The organism is Flaviflexus huanghaiensis, assembly GCF_014118685.1.
Taxonomy (GTDB): Bacteria; Actinomycetota; Actinomycetes; order Actinomycetales; family Actinomycetaceae; genus Flaviflexus; species Flaviflexus huanghaiensis.
The window spans coordinates 124,671-148,985 of the sequence record NZ_JACFAK010000007.1; the positions used below are offsets into that span (position 1 = coordinate 124,671).

General features: G+C 61.1%; 23 protein-coding genes. 8 read left to right on the forward strand and 15 right to left on the reverse strand.

Features of this window, described 5'->3' with window-relative positions:
* Positions 1-126: 126 nt before the first annotated feature.
* A complete protein-coding gene (gene ku / locus H7E91_RS06895; RefSeq protein ID WP_182354357.1) occupies positions 127-945 on the reverse strand; it encodes a non-homologous end joining protein Ku in 819 nt (272 codons plus the stop codon).
* Between the two features lie 93 nt (positions 946-1,038).
* Here ku and ligD (H7E91_RS11540) point away from each other — a divergent pair, with 93 nt between their 5' ends.
* On the forward strand, positions 1,039-2,427 hold the full coding sequence (ligD, locus tag H7E91_RS11540; RefSeq protein ID WP_206680376.1) for a non-homologous end-joining DNA ligase: 1,389 nt from the start codon (positions 1,039-1,041) through the stop codon (positions 2,425-2,427).
* A gap of 137 nt (positions 2,428-2,564) precedes the next feature.
* Complete coding sequence (ligD, locus tag H7E91_RS11545; protein ID WP_206680377.1) at positions 2,565-3,545, forward strand: non-homologous end-joining DNA ligase; 981 nt, start codon at positions 2,565-2,567, stop codon at positions 3,543-3,545.
* Positions 3,546-3,574: 29 nt separating this feature from the next.
* Here the strand turns inward: ligD (H7E91_RS11545) and H7E91_RS06905 are convergent, their stop codons facing one another.
* Together H7E91_RS06905 and H7E91_RS06910 are read right to left on the reverse strand one after the other, a co-directional pair.
* Positions 3,575-3,976, reverse strand: a complete 402-nt coding sequence (locus tag H7E91_RS06905) for a hypothetical protein (protein WP_182354358.1) — start codon at positions 3,974-3,976, stop codon at positions 3,575-3,577.
* A 208-nt stretch (positions 3,977-4,184) separates the two neighbouring features.
* The gene (locus H7E91_RS06910) at positions 4,185-5,804 is read right to left on the reverse strand and encodes an inorganic phosphate transporter (protein ID WP_182354359.1); all 1,620 of its coding nucleotides are present in this window, start codon (positions 5,802-5,804) and stop codon (positions 4,185-4,187) included.
* Positions 5,805-6,022: 218 nt separating this feature from the next.
* On the opposite strand from H7E91_RS06910, the gene H7E91_RS06915 reads away from it, so the two are divergent.
* The 3 genes from H7E91_RS06915 to aspA all read left to right on the forward strand — a co-directional run bounded on the left by H7E91_RS06915 (position 6,023) and on the right by aspA (position 9,388).
* Positions 6,023-6,688 carry a DUF6198 family protein gene (locus H7E91_RS06915; protein ID WP_206680378.1) on the forward strand — a complete coding sequence of 222 codons (666 nt, stop codon included), beginning with the start codon at positions 6,023-6,025 and terminating at the stop codon, positions 6,686-6,688.
* A gap of 94 nt (positions 6,689-6,782) precedes the next feature.
* The gene (locus H7E91_RS06920; RefSeq protein ID WP_182354360.1) at positions 6,783-7,739 is read left to right on the forward strand and encodes a carbohydrate kinase family protein; all 957 of its coding nucleotides are present in this window, start codon (positions 6,783-6,785) and stop codon (positions 7,737-7,739) included.
* A gap of 194 nt (positions 7,740-7,933) precedes the next feature.
* Positions 7,934-9,388 (forward strand): aspartate ammonia-lyase, encoded by a 1,455-nt coding sequence (aspA, locus tag H7E91_RS06925; RefSeq protein ID WP_182354361.1) that lies wholly within the window; start codon positions 7,934-7,936, stop codon positions 9,386-9,388.
* 82 nt (positions 9,389-9,470) lie between these two features.
* Here aspA and H7E91_RS06930 read toward each other — a convergent pair whose 3' ends face one another.
* Positions 9,471-11,942, reverse strand: a complete 2,472-nt coding sequence (locus H7E91_RS06930; RefSeq protein WP_338401754.1) for a DMSO/selenate family reductase complex A subunit — start codon at positions 11,940-11,942, stop codon at positions 9,471-9,473.
* Between the two features lie 120 nt (positions 11,943-12,062).
* Positions 12,063-12,830, reverse strand: coding sequence for a hypothetical protein (locus tag H7E91_RS06935; RefSeq protein ID WP_182354363.1), 768 nt, complete (start codon positions 12,828-12,830; stop codon positions 12,063-12,065).
* A 144-nt stretch (positions 12,831-12,974) separates the two neighbouring features.
* Between H7E91_RS06935 and H7E91_RS06940 the strand changes: the two genes are divergently transcribed.
* Positions 12,975-13,556 (forward strand): LytR C-terminal domain-containing protein, encoded by a 582-nt coding sequence (locus H7E91_RS06940; RefSeq protein ID WP_182354364.1) that lies wholly within the window; start codon positions 12,975-12,977, stop codon positions 13,554-13,556.
* A gap of 5 nt (positions 13,557-13,561) precedes the next feature.
* Here the strand turns inward: H7E91_RS06940 and H7E91_RS06945 are convergent, their stop codons facing one another.
* From H7E91_RS06945 to cysS, 5 genes are read right to left on the reverse strand one after another with little or no spacing between them, the layout of a single operon-like run.
* Positions 13,562-14,419 (reverse strand): LCP family protein, encoded by an 858-nt coding sequence (locus tag H7E91_RS06945; protein WP_182354365.1) that lies wholly within the window; start codon positions 14,417-14,419, stop codon positions 13,562-13,564.
* 2 nt (positions 14,420-14,421) lie between these two features.
* The gene (locus H7E91_RS06950; protein WP_182354366.1) at positions 14,422-14,826 is read right to left on the reverse strand and encodes an ASCH domain-containing protein; all 405 of its coding nucleotides are present in this window, start codon (positions 14,824-14,826) and stop codon (positions 14,422-14,424) included.
* Positions 14,819-16,153 (reverse strand): hypothetical protein, encoded by a 1,335-nt coding sequence (locus tag H7E91_RS06955; RefSeq protein WP_182354367.1) that lies wholly within the window; start codon positions 16,151-16,153, stop codon positions 14,819-14,821. Before H7E91_RS06955 ends, H7E91_RS06950 begins: the two co-directional genes overlap by 8 nt.
* Positions 16,150-17,118 carry a 23S rRNA (guanosine(2251)-2'-O)-methyltransferase RlmB gene (gene rlmB, locus H7E91_RS06960; RefSeq protein ID WP_182354368.1) on the reverse strand — a complete coding sequence of 323 codons (969 nt, stop codon included), beginning with the start codon at positions 17,116-17,118 and terminating at the stop codon, positions 16,150-16,152. Before rlmB ends, H7E91_RS06955 begins: the two co-directional genes overlap by 4 nt.
* Positions 17,115-18,542, reverse strand: coding sequence for a cysteine--tRNA ligase (gene cysS / locus H7E91_RS06965; RefSeq protein WP_182354369.1), 1,428 nt, complete (start codon positions 18,540-18,542; stop codon positions 17,115-17,117). Before cysS ends, rlmB begins: the two co-directional genes overlap by 4 nt.
* 103 nt (positions 18,543-18,645) lie before the next feature.
* Here cysS and H7E91_RS06970 point away from each other — a divergent pair, with 103 nt between their 5' ends.
* Positions 18,646-19,971, forward strand: a complete 1,326-nt coding sequence (locus H7E91_RS06970; RefSeq protein ID WP_182354370.1) for an MFS transporter — start codon at positions 18,646-18,648, stop codon at positions 19,969-19,971.
* A 76-nt stretch (positions 19,972-20,047) separates the two neighbouring features.
* Here the strand turns inward: H7E91_RS06970 and ispF are convergent, their stop codons facing one another.
* The 3 genes from ispF to H7E91_RS06985 are packed head-to-tail and all read right to left on the reverse strand — an operon-like array spanning position 20,048 to position 21,703.
* Positions 20,048-20,512 carry a 2-C-methyl-D-erythritol 2,4-cyclodiphosphate synthase gene (ispF, locus tag H7E91_RS06975; RefSeq protein ID WP_182354371.1) on the reverse strand — a complete coding sequence of 155 codons (465 nt, stop codon included), beginning with the start codon at positions 20,510-20,512 and terminating at the stop codon, positions 20,048-20,050.
* Complete coding sequence (gene ispD / locus H7E91_RS06980; protein WP_182354372.1) at positions 20,509-21,222, reverse strand: 2-C-methyl-D-erythritol 4-phosphate cytidylyltransferase; 714 nt, start codon at positions 21,220-21,222, stop codon at positions 20,509-20,511. Before ispD ends, ispF begins: the two co-directional genes overlap by 4 nt.
* Position 21,223: 1 nt before the next feature.
* A complete protein-coding gene (locus H7E91_RS06985) occupies positions 21,224-21,703 on the reverse strand; it encodes a CarD family transcriptional regulator (RefSeq protein ID WP_182354373.1) in 480 nt (159 codons plus the stop codon).
* Between the two features lie 152 nt (positions 21,704-21,855).
* Here H7E91_RS06985 and H7E91_RS06990 point away from each other — a divergent pair, with 152 nt between their 5' ends.
* The gene (locus tag H7E91_RS06990) at positions 21,856-22,329 is read left to right on the forward strand and encodes a hypothetical protein (protein WP_182354374.1); all 474 of its coding nucleotides are present in this window, start codon (positions 21,856-21,858) and stop codon (positions 22,327-22,329) included.
* Positions 22,330-22,385: 56 nt separating this feature from the next.
* Here the strand turns inward: H7E91_RS06990 and H7E91_RS06995 are convergent, their stop codons facing one another.
* Both H7E91_RS06995 and H7E91_RS07000 read right to left on the reverse strand, forming a co-directional pair.
* Positions 22,386-23,072 carry a response regulator transcription factor gene (locus tag H7E91_RS06995; protein ID WP_182354375.1) on the reverse strand — a complete coding sequence of 229 codons (687 nt, stop codon included), beginning with the start codon at positions 23,070-23,072 and terminating at the stop codon, positions 22,386-22,388.
* Positions 23,069-24,223, reverse strand: coding sequence for a sensor histidine kinase (locus H7E91_RS07000; RefSeq protein ID WP_182354376.1), 1,155 nt, complete (start codon positions 24,221-24,223; stop codon positions 23,069-23,071). Before H7E91_RS07000 ends, H7E91_RS06995 begins: the two co-directional genes overlap by 4 nt.
* Positions 24,224-24,315: the final 92 nt, after the last annotated feature.

Here is a 24,315-nt window from a genome sequence, read left to right on the forward strand (position 1 = left end):
CTGTCGGGCGGTACGAGGTTCCACCGAGGTTGACGTATCCCCCTTCATGACACCTCGTGGGAAAGTCCTGATCCACCCGCAACCAGGAACGTCAGTTTTTCTATACCCTCTTTTATGCGTGCTGGTTTACGCGCTCTTTGACGGCTTCTTCCCTTTTCCGCGCTTCTTGTCGAGCGAGGCTTTCAGAGCCTCCATGAGGTCGATAACATCCGCCTCGTCATCTTCATCGCCCACGGGCTCGCCAAAGGTTGCCGCCGTGTCGAGGGTGTCGCCCTCCGCGAGCTTCGCATCGATGAGCTTGCGTAGCTCGATCTGGTATTCGTCTTCAAACTCTTCGGGCGTGAAGTCGGAGGCGAACTGATCGACAAGCGCGGCTGACAGCTTGAGCTCCTGGTCGCTGATTTTCGCCCTTGATTTGGCGTTCGGAAAGTCCATCTCTCGGACCTCATCCGCCCACAGCAATCCGTGGAGGACGAGTACTTTTCCGCGCACCCGCAGAGCGCCGAGCCGCGTTTTCTGCCGTAGCGCGAACTGGACGATGGCGATGAGGTCGGTGTCGTCGAGCGTCTGGCGAAGTAACAGGTACGATTTCGGAGATTTCCCCTCGGGCTCGAGGTAGTAACTGCGTTCGAACATGATCGGGTCGACCTGGTCCCGCGGGACAAATTGGACGACCTCGATCTCGCGGTTTTCCGCAGAAGGTAGCGACTTGAGATCCTCCTCGGTGATGACGACAGTCTCATCACCCTCCTGGTAGGCCTTGTCGATGTCCTTGTACTCAACTTTCCTGCCGCACACTTCGCACTTGCGTTCGTATCGAATGCGGCCGCCATCCACGTCGTGCACCTGATGGAAGCGGATGTCGTGATCTTCCACCGCGCTATAGGCCTTGACCGGAACGTTGACCAGTCCGAAGGTGATTGCACCCGTCCACACTGCTCGCATGTCGCCAGCCTAAGCCGCAGGCCTGCACTGTGAAAGGTTGAGAGACTGAGGCATGGAGTTTACTCTCAGATAACACTGGAGGAAGGATCAGCCGTGGCTCGTCGGAACACTTTCAAGGCTGGCGAGCGATCCCTGTCCGTCACGAACCTCGACAAGGTTCTCTACCCCGAAAGTGGCACGACGAAGGCCGACGTCATCCACTACTACCTCTCCGTCGCTGACGTCATACTTCCGCTCCTTCGCGGCCGACCTGTCACCCGCAAACGCTGGGTTGATGGGGTGGGAACAGCGGACAAACCGGGTGACGTGTTCTTCCGAAAGGACCTCGAAGATTCGGCGCCCTCGTGGATCCCGGTCGGCAAGATCACCCACTCGAGCGGCGTCAACCGCTATCCTCTCGCGGAAGAGCCTGCTGTGCTCGCCTGGTTTGCGCAGGTCGCGGCTCTTGAATTGCATGTGCCGCAGTGGCGGTTCGGGCGCAATGGGCAGCCTCGCAATCCCGATCGGCTCGTCCTCGACCTCGATCCGGGCCCTCACGTCGGACTCGTCGAATGTGCACAGGTCGCACGCTGGTGCCGCGACATTCTCGACGACATGGGCATGGACACCTACCCCGTGACGTCCGGCTCAAAGGGTATCCACCTCTATGCCCCGCTTGACGGCAAACATAACTCCGATGCAATCTCGGCCGTCGCAAAGGAACTCGCCCGTGCCCTTGAGTCCGATCACGGCGACCTTGTCGTGTCAGACATGAAAAAGGCAAAGCGCACCGGCAAAGTATTCGTCGATTGGAGCCAGAACAGCGCGTCGAAGACGACGATCAGTCCATATTCGCTCCGAGGTCGCCTCCATCCCACAGTCGCCGCGCCCCGCACGTGGGAGGAGCTGGACGATCCGGACCTTGCTCACCTGTCGATGGACGACGTGCTCGAGCGGGTCGCCCGCAGGTTCAACCCCATCGCACCCTTATCCGACAGCGAGGATGACGAGCCTGCTGTGGACCGGCTGACCACCTACCGGTCGATGCGGGACCCGAAGAAAACGGCGGAGCCGGTGCCCGCAGACGCTCCCACATCTCGCGACTTCGGCGAAGGCGAACTACCGTCCTTCGTCATACAAGAACATGACGCCCGGAGGCTTCACTGGGACTTCCGGCTCGAGCACTCCGGAGTTCTCGTCTCGTGGGCAGTGCCGAAAAGTCCTCCCCTCGAGAAGGACACGAACCGGCTGGCGGTCATGACCGAGGATCACCCCCTCGAATACGGCACGTTCGAGGGCACAATCGCGAAAGGCGAGTACGGTGCGGGAGAGGTGCGGATCTGGGACTCCGGTGTCTACGAGATCGAGAAGTGGCGCGAAGGGCAAGAAATTATCGCCATCCTTCACGGCAGACCCGACGGCGGGCTCGGAGGGGTCCCTCGCCGCTACGCTCTCATCAATGCACCCGGAATGGGTGATAAAAAAACTGGCTCATCCGATTGACCAACGAACAGCCAGAACCCGGACAGACACCGCCGTCACCCAAACATCGGGCGAAGGATACGGCGAGCCCTCATAGTGCGTCGTCCTCCCGAGCGAAGAAGAACGCGCGGAGTGCCAAAACTACACCCGGTTTTACCGTGAGCGACCTTCCCGCGCCTATGCTCGCCACCCGTGGGACGCCATCGCAGATCGCACGCGCGATAGCCGATGGTGAGGAGTGGGCGTTTGAGATGAAGTGGGACGGCTACCGCATGATCGCTGGTGTCGATACCAACTCCGGCGTTGTCCTCTCGAGCCGGAACGGCAAGGACCTCACCCACGTGTTTCGGGACTCGGGCGAGCTTGCAGTACTGCTGCAAGGTGAGGCGCAGGAACATGGGGGAGCAATCTTCGATGGCGAGCTTGTTGCGCTCGACGACGAGGGACGCCCCAACTTCGGGCTTTTGCAGGCTTCGCTCAAGAACGGCGACGAGGCTGAGCTTCGCTTCATGGTGTTCGACATCCTTCAGCTCGGCCCACCGGGTTCGCCAGTGCGCTCGCTTCTTCGGGCCCCATATCGCGAGCGCCGCGAGACCCTTCGCGCGTCTCTCGCAGACGGTGATGCTGTCGTCGTTCCCCCGGAGTATGTGGGGCGTCTCGAGACTGCCCAGCGGGTCAGCCGCGAGCTGGGGCTGGAGGGCGTCATCGCCAAGAGGCTCGACTCGACCTATCTGCCCGGTCAGCGAGGCTCCGCTTGGGTCAAGCTCAAGCTTCACATTCATCAGGAGGTTGTCGTTGTCGGAGTCCGTCGTGCGGAAGACAACCCTGACCGTATCCGGTCACTTCTCCTCGCGGTGCCGAACGAGGACGGCGAGCTCATCTACGCAGGCAGGATCGGATCCGGGTTCTCACAGACGCAACTTGCGGATATCAACGAGAAGCTGCAGAGAATCCAGCGCAAAACTCCGCCCATTCCAGACATCCCTGCGGCCGATATGGCAGATGCGTGGTGGGTGACGCCGAAGAACGTTGCCGAAGTTTCAATCGCGGGCCGCACTCGGGGCGGTCGCGTCCGTCACGCCGTGTGGCGCGGGTGGCGCGATGACAAAGACCCGAGCGAGGTCCGCTGGGAAGTTTGACACGCCGGACCACCCGGCCGCAGCACGGGCTACTTGGAGCCGCGCAGTGCGAGCGCGACACCGATGGCGAGAAGCCAGGTATCCTTCGCTAGCGGAACGCCGTCATCGGTCGGACGGATGCCGTCCGCCTGGGTCATGCCGGGAAGCTTGAGGTAGCTTGCTGCCATGCCTGCACCGAACGTTGCGAGTGCGAGTCCGGCAACGCGAGTGGGGACGATCGGTAGCAGAAGCGCCACACCAAGGACGGTCTCACCGTAGCTGAGGAACTTGCCGAACTCCCTCGGGCTCATGTTGCCAAGCACGGGGACGGCAACTTTTGCCATGTTCTGCAGATATTCGGCAGTCTCATCGTCCATACCGAGTTTGCCTATCCCCGAGTTGAGGATGAATGCGCCGGGAACTGCCCGAAGTACCGCGTTGCTCAGTTTCATGATTCGTCTCCTTTGTCGCTGTCACTATCTCTCGAGTTTAGGCATGCCTACTTGGAAAATACCGGTGAGATTGCTGAGAGCGGAGAAAAGCAACGCCACAGCGGCGAGGAAAAGATTGACCCGATGCTCCCGCTAATCGGGGCACCGTTCGGAAGCGTACGACGTCGGCAACGCCAGACCGGCCTCCTCTTGTAGCGCATCCCCAACGTCAGAAGACGAAGCGCAACGCGATAACGATGATGGCGGAGAGGATAGACACGGCTGGCAAGGTGACGACCCACGTGATGCCGATCGACTTCATTAGTTTCCAGTTCGCGGCTTTGTTCACGACGCCAATGCCGAGAACCGCACCGATGAGGATGTGAGTTGACGAGACGGGCAGTCCGAGCACGGACGCTGCCATAACAACCATGGCGGCCGACAGCTCCGCAGCGAACCCGGACGAGGGATGCATCTTCGTCAGACTCGTGCCGACAGTACGGATGACGTTACGCCCCGTAAACCACAGGCCGACAACAAGGGCGACGCCAAAGGTGACGAGAGCTGCGGTGGGGACAACCGCCATATCCTCGAGGTTGCCAGTCCGGAGAACGTCGAGGATGGCGACAAACGGGCCGATTGCGTTAGCGATATCGTTCGAACCGTGTGAGAACGCGAAAGCGGAGGCCGTGAACACCTGCATCCAGGAAAACACAAGGAAGGTTGAGCGCTGGAGGGACTTCCGCTTGAGGAGTCGGACGAGAATCGAGGTGGCCATCCACGCACCGAGGGTGACCATTGCAAGGATGCCGAACTGCATCTCCGCTGTCAGCCCAAGGTTGAGGTTCGACAGGCCCTTGAAGATCAGCATCGAACCGATGACCAGAGCACCGAAGGAGGCTAGCGCCGGCACCCAGGTCTCGAGCGCACGGTGGGAGTCGATCTTTCGCGCCTCCCGGTCGATGAGCTCAAGCTCTCGGAAATAGTCGGACTCGAGCTCATCGAGCTTGTAATCGCCCGTCTTCACCTGCTTCTCGTCGCGCTCAAGAGCCTCCGTGTACGCCATTCTCTGCAGTCCGCTCAAAACCTCGAAGGCGCGCCTATGCTCCATGAGATGCCTCTGGCGACGCTGGGCCAGCGCCGCCAGAGCTTCATCCGCCGCATCGTTGAACTGCAGAATGTGCTTCTTGATCCATCGGTACATGACGTAAGAGACGAATCCGCCGAGGAGCGGTGACAGGACCCAGGAGATCACGATCTGACCGATCTCGCCCCACTGAACCATTTCGAGAGCATCGTCTGCGCCTGTCGCAAAGCCGACCATGACGGCGGCGCCGACAATGCCTCCTACGATCGAGTGCGTAGTGGATACCGGGTAGCCCCTCTTCGACGCGAAGAGCAACCAGATCGCTGCCGCAAGGAGTGAACTCATCATGATGTACATGAAGTCTTCTGGCTGCAGCGCGATCGCGTCGAGGTCGACGATGCCGCTACGGACCGTGGCCGTCACCTCGCCGCCGGCGATGACGGCACCGCTGACCTCGAACACGGCCGCGATGAGGAGGGCCTGCTTGATCGTCAGCGTTCCCGCTCCTACGGACGTGCCGAACGAGTTGGCGACGTCATTGCCTCCGATGTTGAAGGCCATGAAGAGGCCAAAGAGGCTTGACAGAAGGAAAAGGGGCACACTGGCGTCCGGTGCGATGTAGTTGAGCCCCCATCGCACGAAAAGATAGAACGAGACGGCCATGAGAAGAGCGAACCCAATATTCCACCCTGTGTTCTTCTCAAGAACATCGCGGAACGCCAGAGTTTCAGCTGAGTTCGGCTTCGGTGATCGGGTCGCCATGTCACTCCACATAGTCTCGTGCCGGACGCTGTCGTCCAGTCGCCAAAACGAGTATGACACGCCCGCCTCAGCGTTTCGACACCCTTGGTTTAAGGATAGTTCACACTTTCAGCCGCCACTTCGGCACCGGCCAGCCGCAACCCTTCCAGCGCGCTCGCGTGAATGGACGATCGTCCTAACGGCAACGAAAATGGAACGCACGGGCTTAGAGTCAGGAGGTGGCTCAACGACCCTCCCTGTCTGCTCGGTATATGTGGTTCCTCATCGGTGTTGTCATCACGGCGTTCGGCATCGCCTTCATCACGAAAGCAGCGCTCGGGACCACTCCCATCACATCGCTGCCCTACGTTATGAGCTTCCGGTTTGCACCGTCAATTGGCGTCTTCACCTTCATCCTCAATTTCCTTTTCATCGTCCTTCAGGCGGTCCTTCTCAGGCGGGAGTTTGCGCTGATCCAGTGGCTCCAGCTCCTCGTCAATGTCGTCTTCTCGGCAGCCATTGACATATCGATGTGGGCGCTCGGCTGGATGAACCCGCAGGACCTGTGGCTCCAGCTCATCGTCATTGTCATTGGATGCGCGATTCTCGCGTTCGGTATCGCCGTCCAGGTTGCCCCCGGTGTGCTTGCCGTACCCGGTGAGGGCGCGGTTAGGGCGATCGCCATCGTGTCAAGGATCCGTTTCGGAACGATCAAGGTTGCGTTCGACTGGACTCTCATCGCCATTGCCACCATCTGCTCGTTCGCGTTCTTTCAAGAACTCCGCGGCGTTGGCCTGGGGACGATCCTCAGTGCTTTTCTTGTGGGCGTCTTCGTCAACGTTTATTTCACGAGGCTGACCTGGCTTGGCAAACTCAATCCGCCTCCCCTCGCCTTGGATGACTGAACAGACTGAGGACAGCAACTGTCGTGCCGAGGGTGCATTACTCTGGTAGGGAGGGTCAACGCGGACCCGTCGCGGTCAAGCAGGAGGAAAGCTCATGAACTCCACGAATAAGAATGTCCTATGTGTCGGTGAGGCGCTGATCGATGTCGTGACACGCGGCCGCAAGGCCTCCGAGCATGTGGGCGGTAGTCCATTCAATGTCGCGGCCGGGCTGGCAGGTCTCGACCATCCCACCTCACTCGCCTCCTGGTGGGGCGACGATGCTCGGGGGCACCTCATCGAGCGCGCCGCGGCCGAACACGGGCTCACCGTTATCGAGGGCAGTAATCGAGCAGAGCGCACATCGGTCGCACAGGCGACAATCGACGAGTCTGGAAGCGCCACTTACGAGTTCGATCTGCTCTGGGACGTGCCGCCCTTGCCATCCCCGACAGAGTTCTCTCACTTGCACGTCGGCTCGATTGGCGCCACCCTCGAGCCCGGTGGGACGGCCGTCATCGCGGCGGTGAAACGCGCGGCGATCCAGGGCACAGTCTCCTATGACCCCAACCTGCGACCAGCGATCATGAAGCGGCCAAGCCTCGTGAAGAGCAGGGTGGAGCAGATCGTCGGGTACTGCGATGTCGTCAAGGCCTCCGACGAGGATCTCGAGTGGCTCTACCCGGACACACCGGTCGAAGAGGTCATGCGCCGCTGGGCGGCCATGGGCCCGGCCCTCATCATCGTCACTCGCGGTCCGTGGGGCTCCTACGCGCGACTCTCGGGCGATCGCGACATGCTCATGGTCGACGCCCTGGATGTTGAGGTCGTTGACACCGTCGGTGCGGGCGACTCATTCATGGCGGGCCTGCTCTCCGGCCTACTCGACGCAGACCTCCTCGGCAGCGCAGCTGCAAAGGCGGAACTTCGCAGGGTTCGGTGGAGTGACGTCCAGCCTGCCCTTCATCGGGGCGTCATCACGTCCGGTCTTACGGTCAGCCAGGCAGGTGCATACGCCCCGTCCCGCCGTGAGGTCGAGAACGTCCTCATCGCCCAGCCGCTCCTGCGCTGAGTCATCACTGCAGACTCACTCGCGACGAATCCAGGATCTCATCAGCGCTCGGACATCGGCGGGACAGTCATCTGCTGACCGTGAGAGCCGACCAGAAGACAACCCAGTGTGCTTGAATATGTGGTGCGGCTAACATCCGCATCCCTGCCACACCACATGAACCGCCCGCCGACCATGCGGGCGAAAGAGGAGCATTGTCCTTGGAGACGAGAACAGAGCGAGATCTGCTTGGCACCCTCGACATCCCTGCAGACGCGTACTACGGCATCCATACTCAGCGAGCAATCAACAATTTCCAGATCAGCCCCCTGACGATCAGTGATGTGCCGGCAATGGTCCGGGCCATGGTTCAGGTGAAGAAGGCCGCAGCCCACGCAAACCGCGAGCTACGCGCGATTCCCTCCGATGTCGCGTCCGCGATTCTCACGGCCTGCGACGAAATTCTTGTCAGGGGTCGGTGTCTGGACCAATTCCCAGTCGACGTCTTCCAGGGCGGCGCCGGGACGTCAGTCAATATGAATACAAACGAGGTCATCGCAAACCTCGCGCTGGAGTCGATGGGATTCGAGAAGGGCCGTTACGACGTCGTCAACCCGAACGACCACGTGAACAAAAGCCAGTCGACAAACGATGCGTATCCGACCGGGTTCCGTCTTGCCCTCTACACGAGCGTTTGTGAGCTGTGGGAGCAGATTGAAAGTCTCGCGGAATCCTTCGAAGCGAAAGGCGAGGAGTTTGCCGACCATCTCAAGATGGGACGGACACAGCTTCAAGATGCGGTGCCGATGACGCTAGGGCAGGAATTCACAGCCTTCGCTGTGCTCATGAGGGAAGAGGTCCGGCACCTCAAGAGCCTTGCGAGCCTTCTTCTCGAGGTCAATCTCGGCGCCACCGCAATCGGCACTGGCCTCAACGCACCCGAGGGCTACGCCGAGATCGCGGTCGAATGGCTGGCCGAGGTATCTGGACTACCAGTTGTCCTGTCCCACAATCTCATCGAGGCGACGTCGGATGCGGGGGCGTATGTGTCGATGCATGCGGGCATCAAACGCACCGCAGTCAAACTTGGAAAGATCTGCAACGATCTGCGACTGCTATCCTCAGGTCCTCGTGCGGGGCTCAACGAGATCAACCTGCCGGAGATGCAGGCAGGGTCGTCGATTATGCCAGCGAAGGTCAACCCGGTGATCCCCGAAGTCGTTAACCAGGTGTGCTTCAACGTCATCGGCAACGACGTGACGGTCACGATAGCGGCCGAAGCCGGCCAGCTCCAGCTCAACGTCATGGAGCCCGTCATCGCCCAGGTTCTCTTCGAATCGATCAGTCTTCTCAAGAATGCCACGATAACTCTGCGGGACAAGTGCGTCACGGGGATCACCGCGAACCCCGAGGTTGGGCTCAGCAATGTCATGAACTCGATCGGGATCGTTACCTACCTCAACCCCGTTATCGGCCACCACAACGGCGACATCGTCGGGAAAGAGGCCGCCCGCACGGGCAGATCCGTCAGAGACATCGTGCTGGAGATGAAACTTGTTGAGCCCGAACGTCTCGATGAGCTTCTCTCCCACGACAACCTCATGAACCCGCGATATCAGGGCAAGATCTACCCTGCGGAGGACCCGGACTCGCTACCCCGCCCGAAGTGAACCGAGCGGGGTAGCAAAGCGTCGCGAGGATTGGCGATGGCTCACGGGGGTGGCCAGCAAGTCAATTCGCTGGCCACTCCCGTCAGGCCTTCTCGGCTTGGACGAGGTTGGTGTGCTGGCCGTTGCCCTTCGCGATCGGGGTCATGCGAAGGCTTGTCAGCATGTTGACCGCACCACCGTGGTCGACGCCGTCCTTATCAAGGTCGATCCATGCTCCCTGAGGGACAGAGAGCACTCCGGGCACGATCCTCGGTGTCACCATCGCAGGTAGGGCGATCCTGCCTCGATCGTTGTAGATGTGGACGAGGTCATCGCTCTTGATGTCGCGCTCGGCGGCATCTTTCGGATTGATCCAAACGCGCTGCTGGTGGGCATGACGCAACGTCTCGAGGTTGCCATACGTCGAGTGCGTTCGGGACTTGAAGTGATGGCCGATGCACTGGAGCGGGTACAGCTCGTTGGTCCGAGCCTCCTCAGGGCCTTCGCGGGTCATGAGATATGCCGGGATGGGCGTGATCTCGTCGCCTGCAACAGGGTCGGGGAACTCCCACGTTGCCGCCATCTCGGCAAGCTGCGTCGAATAGATCTCGATCTTGCCCGACGGGGTGCCTAGCGGGTTTGCCTCGGGGTCGTCCCGGAACTCCTTGAGTGCGACGGTCGGCCCGTCAGGGCTCGTGTACCGGAAGACTCCCATCTCCGTCAGCTCTTCAAAGGTCGGGAACAATCCTGGGGTCATCTCCCGGGCAGTGTCCTGGACCCAGCGTGCCCAGTCCTCGCTCGTCTCCTTACCTTCAGCGAACTCATCGCCAACACCCAACCGCTTAGCGAGCTCGTACGTCACCTCGATCGACGGCCTGGACTCATACAGCGGCTCGATGGCTTTGGCAGCCATGATCTCGTAGGCCATGTCGCCCGTATACTCGGATGGGATGATGTCCCAGCGCTCCGCCGTCGTCGTGTCGGGAAGGACAAGGTCACACATTTCCATCGACGCGCACATCTGGTTGTCCATGCCAAGGATGAACTCACACTTCGTCTCGTCGTCGAGGATCTCCCGAGTCCGATTAATGTCGCCATGCTGGCTCGACAGCATGTTCGAGCCGTAGGCCACCATGAACTTGATGCCAGTCTCGAGCCGGTCTCGCCCCTGCACACCGTTCGCGAGCGCCGTCATCTCCGGACCGTGGTCGATAGCGTCGGTCCACGTGTAGCAGGAGATGACGGTCTCGACCGGGTTCACGCCCTCGTCGAGCCATGGGGTCCAGGGCCATAGGTAGCCTTCGCGGCCGCCGGTGCCGCCGCCCGGGATACCAACGTTGCCCGTCATGGCAGCCAGCAGGTAGATGGAGTTCGCCTGGTTCTCGCCATTCGCGTGACGTTGCGGGCCCCAGCCCTGAACAATGTTGGCCGGCTTCGCGGTTGCTACATCACGCGCGAACCGCCGGATCTTGTCCGCTGGAACGCCTGTGATGTCTGCGGCCCACTCAGGGGTCTTCTCAACTCCATCGGGGCCCTTGCCCTCGATGTAGGAGCGGTAGGAGGCATTCTTCGGGGCTCCCTCAGGCATGTGGTCCTCGTCGAAGCCGACGCAGTAGCGGTCGAGGAACTCCTGATCATGGATGTTTTCGCTGATCATGACGTGCGCCATTCCGGCGACAAGGGCGGAGTCAGTGCCAGGCCGGAGGGCGACCCAGTCGTCGGCAAGTACGGCGGCACTGTCCGAGTAGCGCGGGTCGACGACGATCTGGCGGACTCCGGCATGCTTCGCCTCGTTCGCTGTGAAGAGGACGCCGCCTCCGGACATGCGAGTCTCGAGAGGATTGTTGCCCCACCAGACAATGAGCTTGGAGTTCTCAATCGAGTCCTCGATCGAGTTGGAGATCTGCTCATCCGGGCTCCCGTAGAAGTACCGTGTGCACTGGGAGATCTGAAGGTAGCTGTAGTTGCCGTAGTAGCCCAGGTGCCCGCCGAGGAGATTGAAGAGGCGGCCCCAGCCACCGGAGTTCGCGATATGGGCGTTCCACACGCCGGATCCGTACTGGTTGTAGACGGCCTCCGGTCCGTACGTGTCGTATGTGTACCGGAGCTTCTCAGCGATGATGTCGAGCGCCTCATCCCACGAGATTTCCTCAAACTCACCGTCGGAACGCTTGGCGCCGACTCGTTTGAGGGGCTTCTTGATCCTGTCTGGGTTGTAGATCCGCTCCCGCATGTTGCGCCCGCGGACACAGGCCGTGATCTGCCGGTTCCACAGGGTGTCGTCGCCGGTGTTGTCAGCGAGAACGCGCACGACCGTTCCGTCTTTCACCTGGAGCCGCAGCGGGCACCGGGAACCGCAGTTGACGACGCAGGCCGACCAGACGGTTGCGTCGACATCCGCCGCTCCATCGCCGTTCTCACTTCTCGCCTGCGGCATGCCGAGGTTGGCCGTTGTGGCGACAAGCGCAACGGTTCCACCGGCAACTCCGGACCATTTCATAAATGATCGACGACTTAGTCCACTGTCAATTGTCGTAGACATTGATTCCCACTCTCTTGTAATTTCCCCAACCATAGGCACACCTACGTCATCAGTTCTGAGAGAATAGTCCCCACTGAATTGGCGTCATGCGGCCATTTACGCTCAGTCAACGTCACGTAAATGGGTTCTCAGTTGTGAACAACTAAGAGTTGATCAATACCGGGTGTCCCACACCGTTTCGTAATCAGCGATCACCCACGCGCCGTCGACGTCCTCAACCGTGTAGGTCGCGTGGAGACGGGTTTTCTCAATGAAGGCTCCGTCGACTCCGCCGGGGCCCCACACCCGCGCGTCGAAGGTGATGAGATGGCTGATGACGAGCTGGTCGCCTTCGCTGTTGAGGCCGACCAGCTCGACTGTCATGTTTTGCACACGCCCCGTCCGCTCAGGGGTTCCGCGATCCCAGCCATTATCGGTATACAGCAGAGCTAGAGATTGGTTTGGCTCGTCGGTGTTGAGTAGCCCGGCACGGGCTCGTTCCGGATGGCGGAAGATGTGTTCGTGCTTTGCGAACCATTCGTCAGCACCCTCGACCGTGTAGTTGAACGCCAATTCGGAGGTTGCGAGCTCTTCGGCAGCGAAGCGGCCCGTAAAAAGTAGCGCTTCGTCGAGATCGTCGTCGGGTGTGTCAATATCTGCGCGAGACACGACGTCGGGGCTGAAGATGCCTTCGTATTGATCCGGCATGCGGAGCCGACGGAATGTTCCACGGCTGTTGGTGAACTCCTCTGCGAGGAGAAAACCGCGGTTGAAGGGGGCTGCCTGGTAACCCTGAGCCTCGTGAGATTCGGCGGATGATGAGGAGGGTAACGGTGTCCCCGTCCCGCTCCCAGTGAAGCCGTCCGTTGACTCCTCGTCAGCGACGGACCCACATCCTGCAAGAGCGATCGCTACTGTCGCCAGCAGGACTCGAGTGCTCACCGAACCTTTGTTCATCCAGCTCATCGTAAACGCGCGAGGATGTGCTATCCCGGTGACCGATGGGGAGTGCTTCCCGCGGCCTCGGGTTGACGCCGCTTCTATGTCGCGCGGCGCAGCAGGGATCGGGTGGGTTAACGTTGGAGGGTGAACGAAAATCCTCGGATCAGGTATCGGCGACGGCTCCAGCAGAGGCAGACCGTCATTTTCGGCAGTCTCGCGCTGATCCTGACCCTCCTCGTGCTCGTCAGTATGCTGTGGTTCACCGGAGTCCTGCCCACTCCGTTTAATCGGGAGTTCACATCCGCGCCGAGTGATGATCAGGCCAACGCCGTCCCGTGTCTTCCCGAAGGCACGCCCTCTGTCGAGCATTCCGCCATCACCGTCAACGTCTACAACGCGTCGAACAGAACCGGATTGGCGAGCTCCGTAAGCGGGCAACTCATCGAACAGGGCATCACCGTGTCCGAACAGGAGAATTGGGGCGGGACGGAACCCGGCGCACCAGTCGTCATTTACTCAGCGCAGAACGCACTTGACCAGGCCTACACTCTCGCCCGGATGTTCCCCAGCGCCGTTGTCTTGCTCGACGGCACAACTGAGACTGAGGTTCTCGATGTCGTACTCGGTCAGAGCTTTGGTGGCCTGAAACCTCCCGAGGAGCTGGCCGAGCTCGCCGCCGGTCAAGAGCTTCAAAACCCGGAGGACTGTGTCATCGTCGACCGCTGACGGTCCTACCTGACGGGTCGACTATCGAGAGTCTGCGCGCCTGCCATCTCAAGCCACTCATCGACCGTGTCGCCTTCGAACGCGTCTGCAAGGGATTCGATGTCGCCGGGAAGAACGATCGATTGCCCATCCGCCGACCAGCCGGTGCCTCCATGCGTGCTGGAGAAGAACTCCATCTCGAGATCGTCGGAGAGTAGCCCAAGGGGCAGGGTCTGCTCGTCGCCAATCGTCACGTGCTCGGACAAGGCAGCGACGGTCCTCGCACGTTCCGCCGCATTCGCATCCCGCAGGGCGTTTGCAACACCGGCCAGATATGCCTGCTGGCGGCGGACCCGGTCAAAATCACCTCCCGGCAGGGAACTCCTCTCCCTCACGAAGCTCAGCGCCTCATCTCCAGCCAACTCGACCGTGCCAGCAGAGGTGGAGACAGTGATCGGTCCAAGCATCTCGGACAGGGTGACAAAGGCGTCGAAGTCGACGGCCACAGTGTGGTCGATTCGAGCCGAATACAGCATGTCGACCGTATCCGCGAGAAGTTCGGCACCACCGTCGGCGTAAGCGGCGTTGATCTTGGCATCCCCGTGTCCGGGAATCGCTACCCACGTGTCGCGGTGGATCGACATTATGGCCGCATGCTCGCGCTCGCCATTGATCCGAACGAGGAGAATTGCGTCGGCCCGCTGGGCACCGGTGTCTCGATCAAGTCCGATGAGGAGCACCGTAAGCGGCTCGTCCTCCACGTTCTCCTCAGCTGCATCCTCCGTCGGCGCTGATTCGTAGACGGACGCCGCGGGAGTCAGCGGCGCCTCTGCCTGCCCCGCGCACGCCGAGAGGAACAGGGTAGTTGCAAAAAAGAAGCGCAACTTTAGTCATTGTCGGCGATGACAAGGAAACGCTCGATGACAATGTCGGCGCCCTCGGGCGCTGAGTCACGCACCTGCGCCCAGTCACCGACAACTTCGCCAGCATCATCGAGATCGGCTTTCGAGCGGACAGAGACATCCGTCGTCCGAAGGAGAGCTGCTGGCGCCCCATCCTGCCACAGAAGAATGGACAGGCCGCCGACCTCGGGAAGCACCTCGTGCTCGGAAGCGAGCGAGGCGAGCACGGTCGTTCTGTTCTTCAGGGCCGCCGTGACGCTCTCGTCATCCATCGACCATGTGGGAGGCATGAGCGCGGAGTCCCGATCAGGCCCAGTCACTACCTCGAGCTGGTTGATCCGGGCTTTGAGAATCGCGCGGTTCCAGAACGCTTCGACGATGTCAGTCATCGGCGCTCTGCCCCGACTCGGCCTTCTTCACCATCGCCTCAGCCTCTGCCGCAGCATCGGCGAGCTTCTTAACCGCCTCCGAATGGTCGAGAGACTTTTGAATGTACTGGGTCGTGAGGATACGGGACAGGGAGTTGACCATGAGAAGCGCGCCGAGCCCGGCACCCCAGCGGCCTTTGCGGCCCTTGGTTTGGAGTGCGCCGACGAAGATGGAACCGCCAACCGCCGCCTGTACGGACGCGACGGCGTTCATGAGCCCCGGGTTGTCCAAGTACAACTTGCGGTAGTTCTCCCACAGCTTCGGTTTGGCAATCCCGTGGCCAGAAATTTCCAGGGCAATGACTTCCCGGAGAGTCTCCGCCAGCGTTGCCTGCTTAAACACTTCGGCGTCGGGGATCTCACTGACATCCATGCGGCCCTCAAGCACGTCGAGGATCTCGGGGCTGAGCCCCATCGCCTGAATGAAGAACGCTGGGCCCATCACCTTGGACGACAGGAGAGCCTTACGGACTTCGATAGCGGATCCGTGTTTCGATTCGAGCACGCAGCGCAGAGCAATGGCGCCAGCACCGAGGTGCTCGTCCGCAAACTCCATCGCTTCCCGATGCTCACGCATCCAATCCATGACGGGCAACTGCTCATCCCACGTCCACGTCAGCACCCTCTGGTTGTCCAACCCGATCGTGAGAACGGGGGCGTCCTCCCCCTGGGTTCGCAGCGTGAGGTGGAAGACAGGCCGCGGGAAAATTCTCTTCTTCACGTCGACCGCGCGCTCCGCGACGACCGCCCGAAGGTTGCCGTGCGGAATAACCGCCATGGGGACCTTGGTGACAGCTGCGAGTGCAGGGACCTCCGCAAGGGCGAGATCGCTCAACATGAGGAGCGGGACGTCAGGTAGATCCTCTTCGTCGTCGACCTCGCTTAGTTCCTCGCCCTCATCAGACTCACTCTCACTCTCAAACGCGACATTGCCCTCTTTGAAGACAGCGATGTCGGCCTCGACATCGGGCGCGACAGAGCCGAGATTGATGTCGCCGTAACGAACCTCGTCCTCAATGACGATCTGAACCTTGCGGAGCTTCTCGTCCATCGTGTCGACAAGCTCCGACAGGGGCATCCCCGGGTGGACATAGCCGTCGTCATCGAGGAGCGCGACACGGCGGCGGCGGCCGGTGACCGCCAGTTCGATCTCGTAATGCCCGTTTTCGATATTCTTGCCGCGAGCAAGAACCCGCTCCTCGGCAAAGAACCGCTGGAACGCCTCCTCGTCGAACAGGTGTGGATCGAGCCCATAAATATCCCCGCTCACGGGGCGCCACATGGTCATTGTCCTGCCTTCCTGCGGCGGCGGTCGACTTCGTACAGTGCGATGCCGGTGGCCACTGCCGCGTTAAGCGATTCCATCTCGCTGGAGATGGGAATGGAACATATCTGGTCGCACGTGTCCCGGACGAGTCGCGACAAACCCCTGCCCTCAGACCCCGTCACGAGAACAAGCGGCACGTCCGCCAGCTCGAGATCATCGAGGAGGACATCGCCCTCTCCTGCGAGACCGACGACAAAATATCCGCGCGACTTCAGATCGTTGAGACTACGCACGAGGTTCGTCTCACGGGCGACGGGGACCCGGGCCACAGCTCCCGCGGAAACCTTCCACACTGTCGCGTTGACACTTGCCGAGCGGCGCTCGGTGATGAGGACGGCATCGGCGTTAAAAGCGGCTGCTGATCTGAGGACAGCACCGAGGTTGTGGGGATCGGTGATCGAGTCGCCCGCGAGGATGAGACCCTTCCGACCAGACTCCTCAATGTCGGCGACGACCGTCTCGATGTCGGTGTAGTCGTAAGGCGGCACCTCGATCGCAATGCCCTGGTGGGCGGCCTTTTCCGTCATGACATCGAGATGGCCGCGGCTCACCTCAATGACGGGGGCTCCCCGATCCGCTGCCTCGCGCGCCGCCTCCTCCATCCGTTCATCGACGGAACCGGACACGATGAAGACTCGCGTGAGTGGCGCATCTGCGCGAACTGCTTCGAGGACCGCGTTGCGGCCGACAATGAGTTCGTGGCCTGGCTCGAGCTTGAGATAGGACGGTAGCTTGCCTCCTGCACGAGCAATCCGTATCGCCTCAGCCTTCTTCTCCTGCTCCTCTTTCGCCTTCTTCTTCGCGTGCGCAGGATGGTATTCGCGGTCAGTAGCCTTCGGTGTGGGGCCACGTCCCTCGAGGCGGCGCCTGCGGACACCTCCGGAGCCCACCTTGGGGCCCTTCTTGCGAGCAGGGTTGTGGCTCATGAGTTCTCCTTGACGTGCCAGCGCACACCTGCGGTGCTGTCTTCGACAATGATTCCTGCTTCCGCGAGGGTGTCGCGCAGACTGTCCGCGAGTGGCCAGTCCTTATCGGCGCGTGCCTGAGCGCGACGGCTCAGCACGTCCTCGACGAGTACAGCCAGCGCGTCGCTGTTCGAGCTGTCGGCGCTACCGCGCCATTGCTCGGATCGCGGGTCGAGCCCGAGGACGTCGAGCATCGCGCGGATCGTCAGCTGTGCGTCGGCAACCGCGACATCATCGCGGGCACCGAGAGCGACATTCGCCTTCGTCACGTGGTCGTGAATGACGGCCATCGCCACCGAGACGTTGAGATCATCATCCATGGCCTCTCGGAATTCGGTTGGGAGCTCGTCTGCGCTGAGGGCAGCAACGCGATCAGCGTCGGCTTCGCCAACTGTTTCGGCAGCGCGAGAGAGGAAGCCGGACAACCTCTCCCAGTTTGATGTCGCCTCTGACACTGTGGTGGACGAGAACGCGACAGTGGAACGGTAGTGGACCGTCGTGAGAGCGAAGCGAAGGATCGGGGCCGAGACCGTCTTGAGGATTTCGGAGACGACGAGGGAGTTGCCGAGCGACTTGCTCATCTTTTCGCCGTCGACCGTGACCCAGGCGTTGTGCATCCAGTACTTTGCAAAGTCCCGCCCGGCGGCATGGGACTGTGCCTGCTCGTTCTCATGGTGTGGGAAGCGCAGGTCGATGCCGCCGCCGTGTATGTCGAAGGCGTCGCCAAGGTAGCGGCCCGCCATCGCCGAGCATTCAATGTGCCAGCCCGGCCTGCCACGGCCCCACGGGCTGTCCCATGAGGCGGTGTCCGGCTCGCCCTCCTTCGGGGCCTTCCACAGAGCAAAGTCGTGCGGATCCCGCTTGTCGGCCTCAGCCTCTTCTTCGTCGACGCTCATGTGACCGATGTCCTGACGCGTCAACGAGCCGTAGGTGGGCAGGGACCGGACATCAAAGTAGACGTTGCCAGGGTCGCCGACATAGGCGTGACCACGGTCGATAATCGTGGAGATGAGATCGATCATGTCGGTGATGTGCCCGGTCGCACGAGGTTCATAGGTTGGGGGCAGGACACCGAGCGCCCGGTACGCGTCTGAGAATTCCCGCTCGAACCTGTACGCCCACGCCCACCACTCCCAGCCAGCCTCGGCGGACTTGGCAAGAATTTTGTCATCGATGTCAGTGACGTTACGAACGGTCGTGACCTGGTAGCCGGAGCGTGTGAGCCAGCGGGTGAGCACGTCGAAAGCGAGTGCGGACCGCAGGTGCCCGATGTGGGGCGCGCCCTGCACGGTCGCACCGCACAGGTAGATGCTGGCCCGGCCAGGCACACGGGGCTCGAAGGCACGCTGGGTTTTTGATGCCGAATCATGAATTTCCAAAGTCACACACCTAGGCTACCTGGCTCGGGCTCCGAACTGACCAGCCACGAGTGCGATATTTTTCGCCGTTGACCGCGTTCCGTTTCCTCATTCGCGTTACGGTGCATCAATGAGCACTACGTCAGGACGAACCATGCGCGGGCGGGTCACGGCATGGGCGCTGTGGGACTGGGCCTCAGCCGCCTTCAACGCTGTCGTCACAACCTTCGTTTTCTCCGTCTATATCGCCAACGCAGATCTTTTCGGCGATAACGCCAATGCGTCCCTCGGGTGGACGATGACAGCGGCCGGCATCTTCGTCGCAATCATCGCACCTGTCGTTGGGCAATGGACGGACCGCAGCGGCAAGAAGCGGGGACTCATCGCGTCGACAACGGCGATAACAATCGCCGCCACCGCCGCGCTCGCATTTGTCCGTCCGGACGAGTCGTACCTGTGGTTGGGTCTGCTCCTCCTCGCGGTCGGCAATGTCGCGTTCGACACGGGTTCCGTCGTCTACAACGCCATGCTCTCCGACATTTCCACACCGAAGACGATCGGCAGAATCTCCGGTCTCGGCTGGGGGTTGGGCTACGTTGGCGGCATTGTCCTCATGCTCATCCTCTACGTCGGCATCATTGGCCCAGAGATCGGCTGGTTCGGCGTAACTTCTGAGGAGGGGATGAACATCCGCGTCGCGATGGTCCTCTGCGCGGTGTGGACGCTCGTCTTTTCCCTGCCCCTCATGCTGACTGCAACGAATTCGGAGCCGAAGACAACCAAGAGGATCGGCGTCATGGGTTCCTACCGCCAGCTGTTCACCTCGATTGCAGGCCTGTGGCGGCGAGATCGGTCGATCGTGTGGTTCCTCGTCGCGTCGGCCATCTATCGCGACGGGCTTGCCGGTGTCTTTGCATTCGGCGGAGTTCTTGCAGGCGAAGCATTCGGCTTCAGCTCGGGTGAGGTCCTCATCTTCGGCATCATCGCGAACCTCGTGGCCGGAATCGCTACGATCACGTTCGGCTACCTGGACGACCGGATCGGCGCCCGCCCCGTCATTCTCTTCTCACTCGGCTCGATGGTCGCCCTCGGCCTTCTCATCTTTATCCTCCATGACCAGGGTCCACTCGTCTTCTGGATCGCGGGTCTCCTCCTGTGTATCTTCGTCGGCCCCGCGCAGTCGAGCTCACGCACGTATCTTGCCCGAATCATCCCGGCCGGCGAAGAGGGCGAAATCTTTGGTCTCTACGCGACGACCGGCAGGGCCGTCTCGTTCCTTTCACCTTTCATGTACTCGACCGTCATCATCCTCGGCGCTCTTCTCCTCGACTCATCGAAGAGGGAAGCCGCGTACTTCGGCATCCTCGGAATCGTCCTCGTCCTGCTCGTCGGCTTCGTCGCCTTCCTTCTCGTTCGGCCATCGAACGAGCGGGTGCTCGACAACGTTGTTCCTTGATCTCAGCCAGCCGCAACATCGTTCAGTGAACCCAGTCAGTCACGCTCACAAGCGACCGTCTGCGCCGGGACAGGCGTCAGTCGGTGAGCAGAGCCGTCGCGAGGGCGCCGATGCCCTCAATGCGGCCAAGTGAGCCGAGACCATCCGTTGTTGTCGCCGCAATAAGGACGGGCGCGCCGACGATGTCGCTCATGACTTGTTGAGCCTCGTGCTTCCGGGGTGAAAACCTCGGCTTCTGTCCAATGATCTGGATCGAGATGTTGGCGATCTGCCAGCCGGCGGCGCGGACAAACCGCACGGATTCACCAAGGAGCGCCGCTCCCGAGGCTCCCGCCCACTCGGGCCGGTCCGTACCGAAGACGGTTCCGAGCTCACCGATGCCGGAGGCAATGAGAAGTGCGTCCGCTGCAGCGTGTGCCGCGACGTCCGCATCGCTGTGCCCAGCCAGGCCGCCCGTCGGCGCGAATTCGAGGCAGGCGAGCATGAGGGGACGCGGCTCTGTTGCAAAGGCATGGACGTCGATCGCAGTTGCGACTCTCATCGCTCCCCCGTTAGCTCAGCCTTGAGTTCACGCTCGTGCTCTTCGAGGAGAAGCTCAGCCAGCTTCAGATCAAGAACGGTCGTGATCTTCACGGCCATGTGGCTTCCCGCGACGATCACGACATCATGGCCAAGGTGTTCAACCAGGCTTGCATCGTCCGGAGCACCCTCTTCGCCCGGCCATTCGAGACGATGGGCGGCGCGGAGGATATCGCCGTTGAAACCCTGGGGTGTTTGAACGGCCCGCAACACGCCCCGGTCGAGGGTGTCGATAACCGGTTCATAGGGCCCGTTCGGAGTCACCTGCTTAATCGTGTCGGTGACGCGGATAGCGGGTACAGCGCCCGCGTGGCCGGCGGCGACTGCGTCGCGGACGCGGATCATGACAGACGGCGGCGTCAGGCAGCGGGCTGCGTCATGGACGAGAACGATATCCGAGTCGAGGACGGCATCGATGCCGCTCCGAACTGAGCTCTGCCGGGTCGCACCACCCGACACAAGAATGACGTCGGGACCGATAAGACCCCCGAAGATGTCCTCGGTACCTGGAGGAATCGTCACGACGACCCTGTCTGCGATTCTCGAGGCGACGACACCGTCGAGGGCATGTTCGATAAGGGTCCGCCCTGCCAGCGGTACGAGCGCCTTCGGCATGTTGAACCCGAGCCGGGTCCCCATACCTGCGGCCGTCACGACAACGGCAGTGGTCACGTCAGCCGAGAATCTCGTCGAGCAGGTCGGAGGCCTCTTCCTCGTCGATGTCCTTCGCGAGCGCGACCTCGGACCCGAGGATCTGGCGTGCCTGGGTCAGCATGCGCTTCTCCCCGGCTGATAGGTGGCGGTCCTCATCACGGCGGGTGAGGTCGCGGACAACCTCGGCAACCTTAATGACATCGCCGCTCGTCAGCTTCTCACCGTTGGCTTTGAACCGACGAGACCAGTTCTGCGGCTCCTCGGCGGCCTCTGAGCGAAGCACGTCAAAGACCTCTTCGAGCTGAGCCTCATTGGAGACGTCGCGGACGCCGACATCTTCGATGTTGGCAGCGGGCACCTTAATGACAAGATCGCCCTGGATGACTCGAAGCGTCACATACCGATGCTCTTCGCCGTCGACCACTTTTGTTTCGATATCTTCGATGTACGCAGCCCCATGGTGAGGGTAGACAACAGTCTCGCCGATCTTGAGCGACATAAATGGACAGCCTTTCACGGAGTGAGCCCGACTAGGCACCTATTCTATCACCTCGGGCGAGACCGTCCTCGGATAGATGCCGATTTTCCTGGCCTTTCGCGCCGCACATTGGAGAAATTAGGCTACCCTTGGCAACAGACTTAGGAGGATCTGTGAACCTACTGCGATCGATTGCGGCTGGCGGGGCACTATTCATGCTTGCCTCGTGCAGCCTGACAACTGAGGCCATCACCCAAATGCCGTATGCACCGTCGGATGGGGTTCGCGTCCACCTCGAATCGGACGTCGTTTTCGAGAACCTCATGGTCGTCTCCGACGGATCCGGCAGGGGCGTCCTCTACGGGGCGATCAGCAACCGTAGCGCAGACGACGTTGAGGCTGTCATCTTGGCAGATGACATCGACGAATCGTTCTCCGTTGACGCTCGTGATTCCATCAACCTGGGAACGTTGCAGGACGCTGAAGAGGGAAATCTCATCACACTCAATGGCGACTTCGCTCCCGGCACGAACCTGCCGGCCACGGTCAGTAGTGGCGGAGCCGAATCCCCCGTCGCCATCCCCGTGATCTCTGCCTGCACGGGCGACTATATCGACGCGTTCCCGTTCGACGCTGACTGCGACTGACAGGCACACGCGAACTCCAGTGCGTACTCGATACCGCGCACTGGAGTTACCCGGGTCTAGTCGGAAACGAGCTTGTACCCGAGGCCCCGCACTGTGAGAAGCATCGTCGGTGCGGACGGCTCCACCTCAATCTTTGACCGGAGCCGTTTGACGTGGACGTCGAGAGTCTTCGTGTCGCCGGTGTAGTCAGGCCCCCAAATCCGGTCGATGATTTGGGCGCGGGTGAGGACACGGTCCGCATTTCGCATGAAGAGTTCGAGAAGCTCGAACTCGCGCAACGGCATCGCCACCTTCGCGCCGTCGATCGCCACTTCGTGACGGCCAGTATTCATTGCAACCCGACCAACCCGCAGGGCAGACTCCCGAACCTCATCATCTTCGGCCACGCCGCGGCGCAGGACCGCCCTGATCCGCGCTACGAGCTCACGGTACGAGTAGGGCTTCGTCACGTAATCATCGGCCCCGATCTCCAACCCGACGACCTTGTCGAGCTCCGAATCCTTCGCCGTGAGCATGATGACGGGGACGGATGACTTTTGACGGATCTGACGGCATACTTCTGTCCCTGACAGTCCGGGCAACATGAGGTCGAGCAGGACAATGTCGGGGTTCGTCCGCTCGAACATGTCAACGGCCTCCTGGCCGTCGCCAACCGCGACGACATCGTATCCGTCCCGGTTGAGCTTAAACGTGAGCGTATCTCGGTAGGCAGCCTCGTCTTCAACGAGGAAAATCTTCGTCATTGTTCCTCTTGTTCAGTTTCGGGCGCGTATGCCTCAGGGATGATGAAAGTGAAGGTCGACCCCTTGCCGGGCTCGCTCCAGAGCTCGATGCGACCACCGTGATCGGCCGCGACGTGCTTGACGATGCTGAGACCGAGGCCCGTGCCTCCCTCTTCTCGCGTTCGCGCATTATCTCCACGGAAGAAGCGTTCGAATACTCGCTCCCGTAGCTCCGGGGGAATGCCGACACCCTGGTCGACGACAGCGATACGGACAACGCCCTCGAAGCGCGAGACACCGACCGAGGCCCGGCCGCCCGGGTTCGAGTAGCGGACCGCATTATCAACAAGGTTTCGCACCGCGGTCGTGAGGAGCGGCCTGTCGCCGAAAACCTGAACGCCCGATGAGGGGGCTGTCACGAGCGTGATGTTGCGGCTATCAGCCTCAATCCGGCATCTGTCGATCGCTTCGTTGACCACAGTATCGACGTCAACGAGCTCGCCGTGGGCTATGGCAGCACCGTCCTGGACGCGAGACAGCTCGATGATGTCCTGCACCAGTGAGGCCAACCGAGCAGACTCCCGCTGGAGTTGCTCCGAGAAGAGGAGGACATTCTCCGGCTCATCAGCCACATCTTGGATCGTTTCCGACAAGAGCCCGATCGCGCCGATCGGCGTCTTGAGCTCGTGGGAGATATTGGCGACGAAGTCGCGTCTCGTCTCCTCAAGCCTTTTCGCTTCCGTTGTGTCGAAGAAGAGGATGAGGGTGCGCTCGCCGCTCATGGGGGCGATGCGAATCGACAGAACAATCCGCCCCGTGTTCGCAAACGAACGCCGCAGAGACAGCTCCATATCCTTTGGCTCACCCGCCCCGGATACCTCGTTGATCGCCGCGACGATCTCGGACCGGATGATTCGTGAGCCCCGGACGAGGCCGAGCGAGTAGGCAATAGTCGACGCCCGCTCAACATCGCGCATGGCATTGAGCAATATGTAAGCCTGTGGCACGGCAGTCAGCACCGACTGGATGTCGCTGTCAGCGACGGAAGCGGCGACGGTGTCGACGTCCTCGACTGTCTCCATCGACCGATTGAGCGCCCACATGACGGTCACACCGATGACGATACCCGCCAGCGCCGCGACGAGGAGATACACGATACCGGAGTCTGGCATGAAACCAGGATAGACATGTTTGACAGATCGCATGCAGACGCCCATCCTACCGCGACGGGAGTTCACCGCGTGATCATCGCGCGTTAACCTCA

What these genes read in the sequence shown, in the direction of transcription:
- H7E91_RS06985 (WP_182354373.1), bottom strand. Translation starts at nt 21,703, where the DNA reads ATGTCGCTCAAGATCGGCGAGACTGTTGTCTACCCTCACCATGGGGCT.
- rlmB (WP_182354368.1), bottom strand. Translation starts at nt 17,118, where the DNA reads ATGAGCCACAACCCTGCTCGCAAGAAGGGCCCCAAGGTGGGCTCCGGA.
- H7E91_RS07000 (WP_182354376.1), bottom strand. Translation starts at nt 24,223, where the DNA reads ATGCCAGACTCCGGTATCGTGTATCTCCTCGTCGCGGCGCTGGCGGGT.
- H7E91_RS06995 (WP_182354375.1), bottom strand. Translation starts at nt 23,072, where the DNA reads ATGACGAAGATTTTCCTCGTTGAAGACGAGGCTGCCTACCGAGATACG.
- ku (WP_182354357.1), bottom strand. Translation starts at nt 945, where the DNA reads ATGCGAGCAGTGTGGACGGGTGCAATCACCTTCGGACTGGTCAACGTT.
- H7E91_RS06910 (WP_182354359.1), bottom strand. Translation starts at nt 5,804, where the DNA reads ATGGCGACCCGATCACCGAAGCCGAACTCAGCTGAAACTCTGGCGTTC.
- H7E91_RS06920 (WP_182354360.1), top strand. Translation starts at nt 6,783, where the DNA reads ATGAACTCCACGAATAAGAATGTCCTATGTGTCGGTGAGGCGCTGATC.
- H7E91_RS06930 (WP_338401754.1), bottom strand. Translation starts at nt 11,942, where the DNA reads ATGGTTGGGGAAATTACAAGAGAGTGGGAATCAATGTCTACGACAATT.
- H7E91_RS06950 (WP_182354366.1), bottom strand. Translation starts at nt 14,826, where the DNA reads ATGACTGACATCGTCGAAGCGTTCTGGAACCGCGCGATTCTCAAAGCC.
- ispF (WP_182354371.1), bottom strand. Translation starts at nt 20,512, where the DNA reads ATGAGAGTCGCAACTGCGATCGACGTCCATGCCTTTGCAACAGAGCCG.
- H7E91_RS06955 (WP_182354367.1), bottom strand. Translation starts at nt 16,153, where the DNA reads ATGACCATGTGGCGCCCCGTGAGCGGGGATATTTATGGGCTCGATCCA.
- H7E91_RS06905 (WP_182354358.1), bottom strand. Translation starts at nt 3,976, where the DNA reads ATGAAACTGAGCAACGCGGTACTTCGGGCAGTTCCCGGCGCATTCATC.
- H7E91_RS06970 (WP_182354370.1), top strand. Translation starts at nt 18,646, where the DNA reads ATGAGCACTACGTCAGGACGAACCATGCGCGGGCGGGTCACGGCATGG.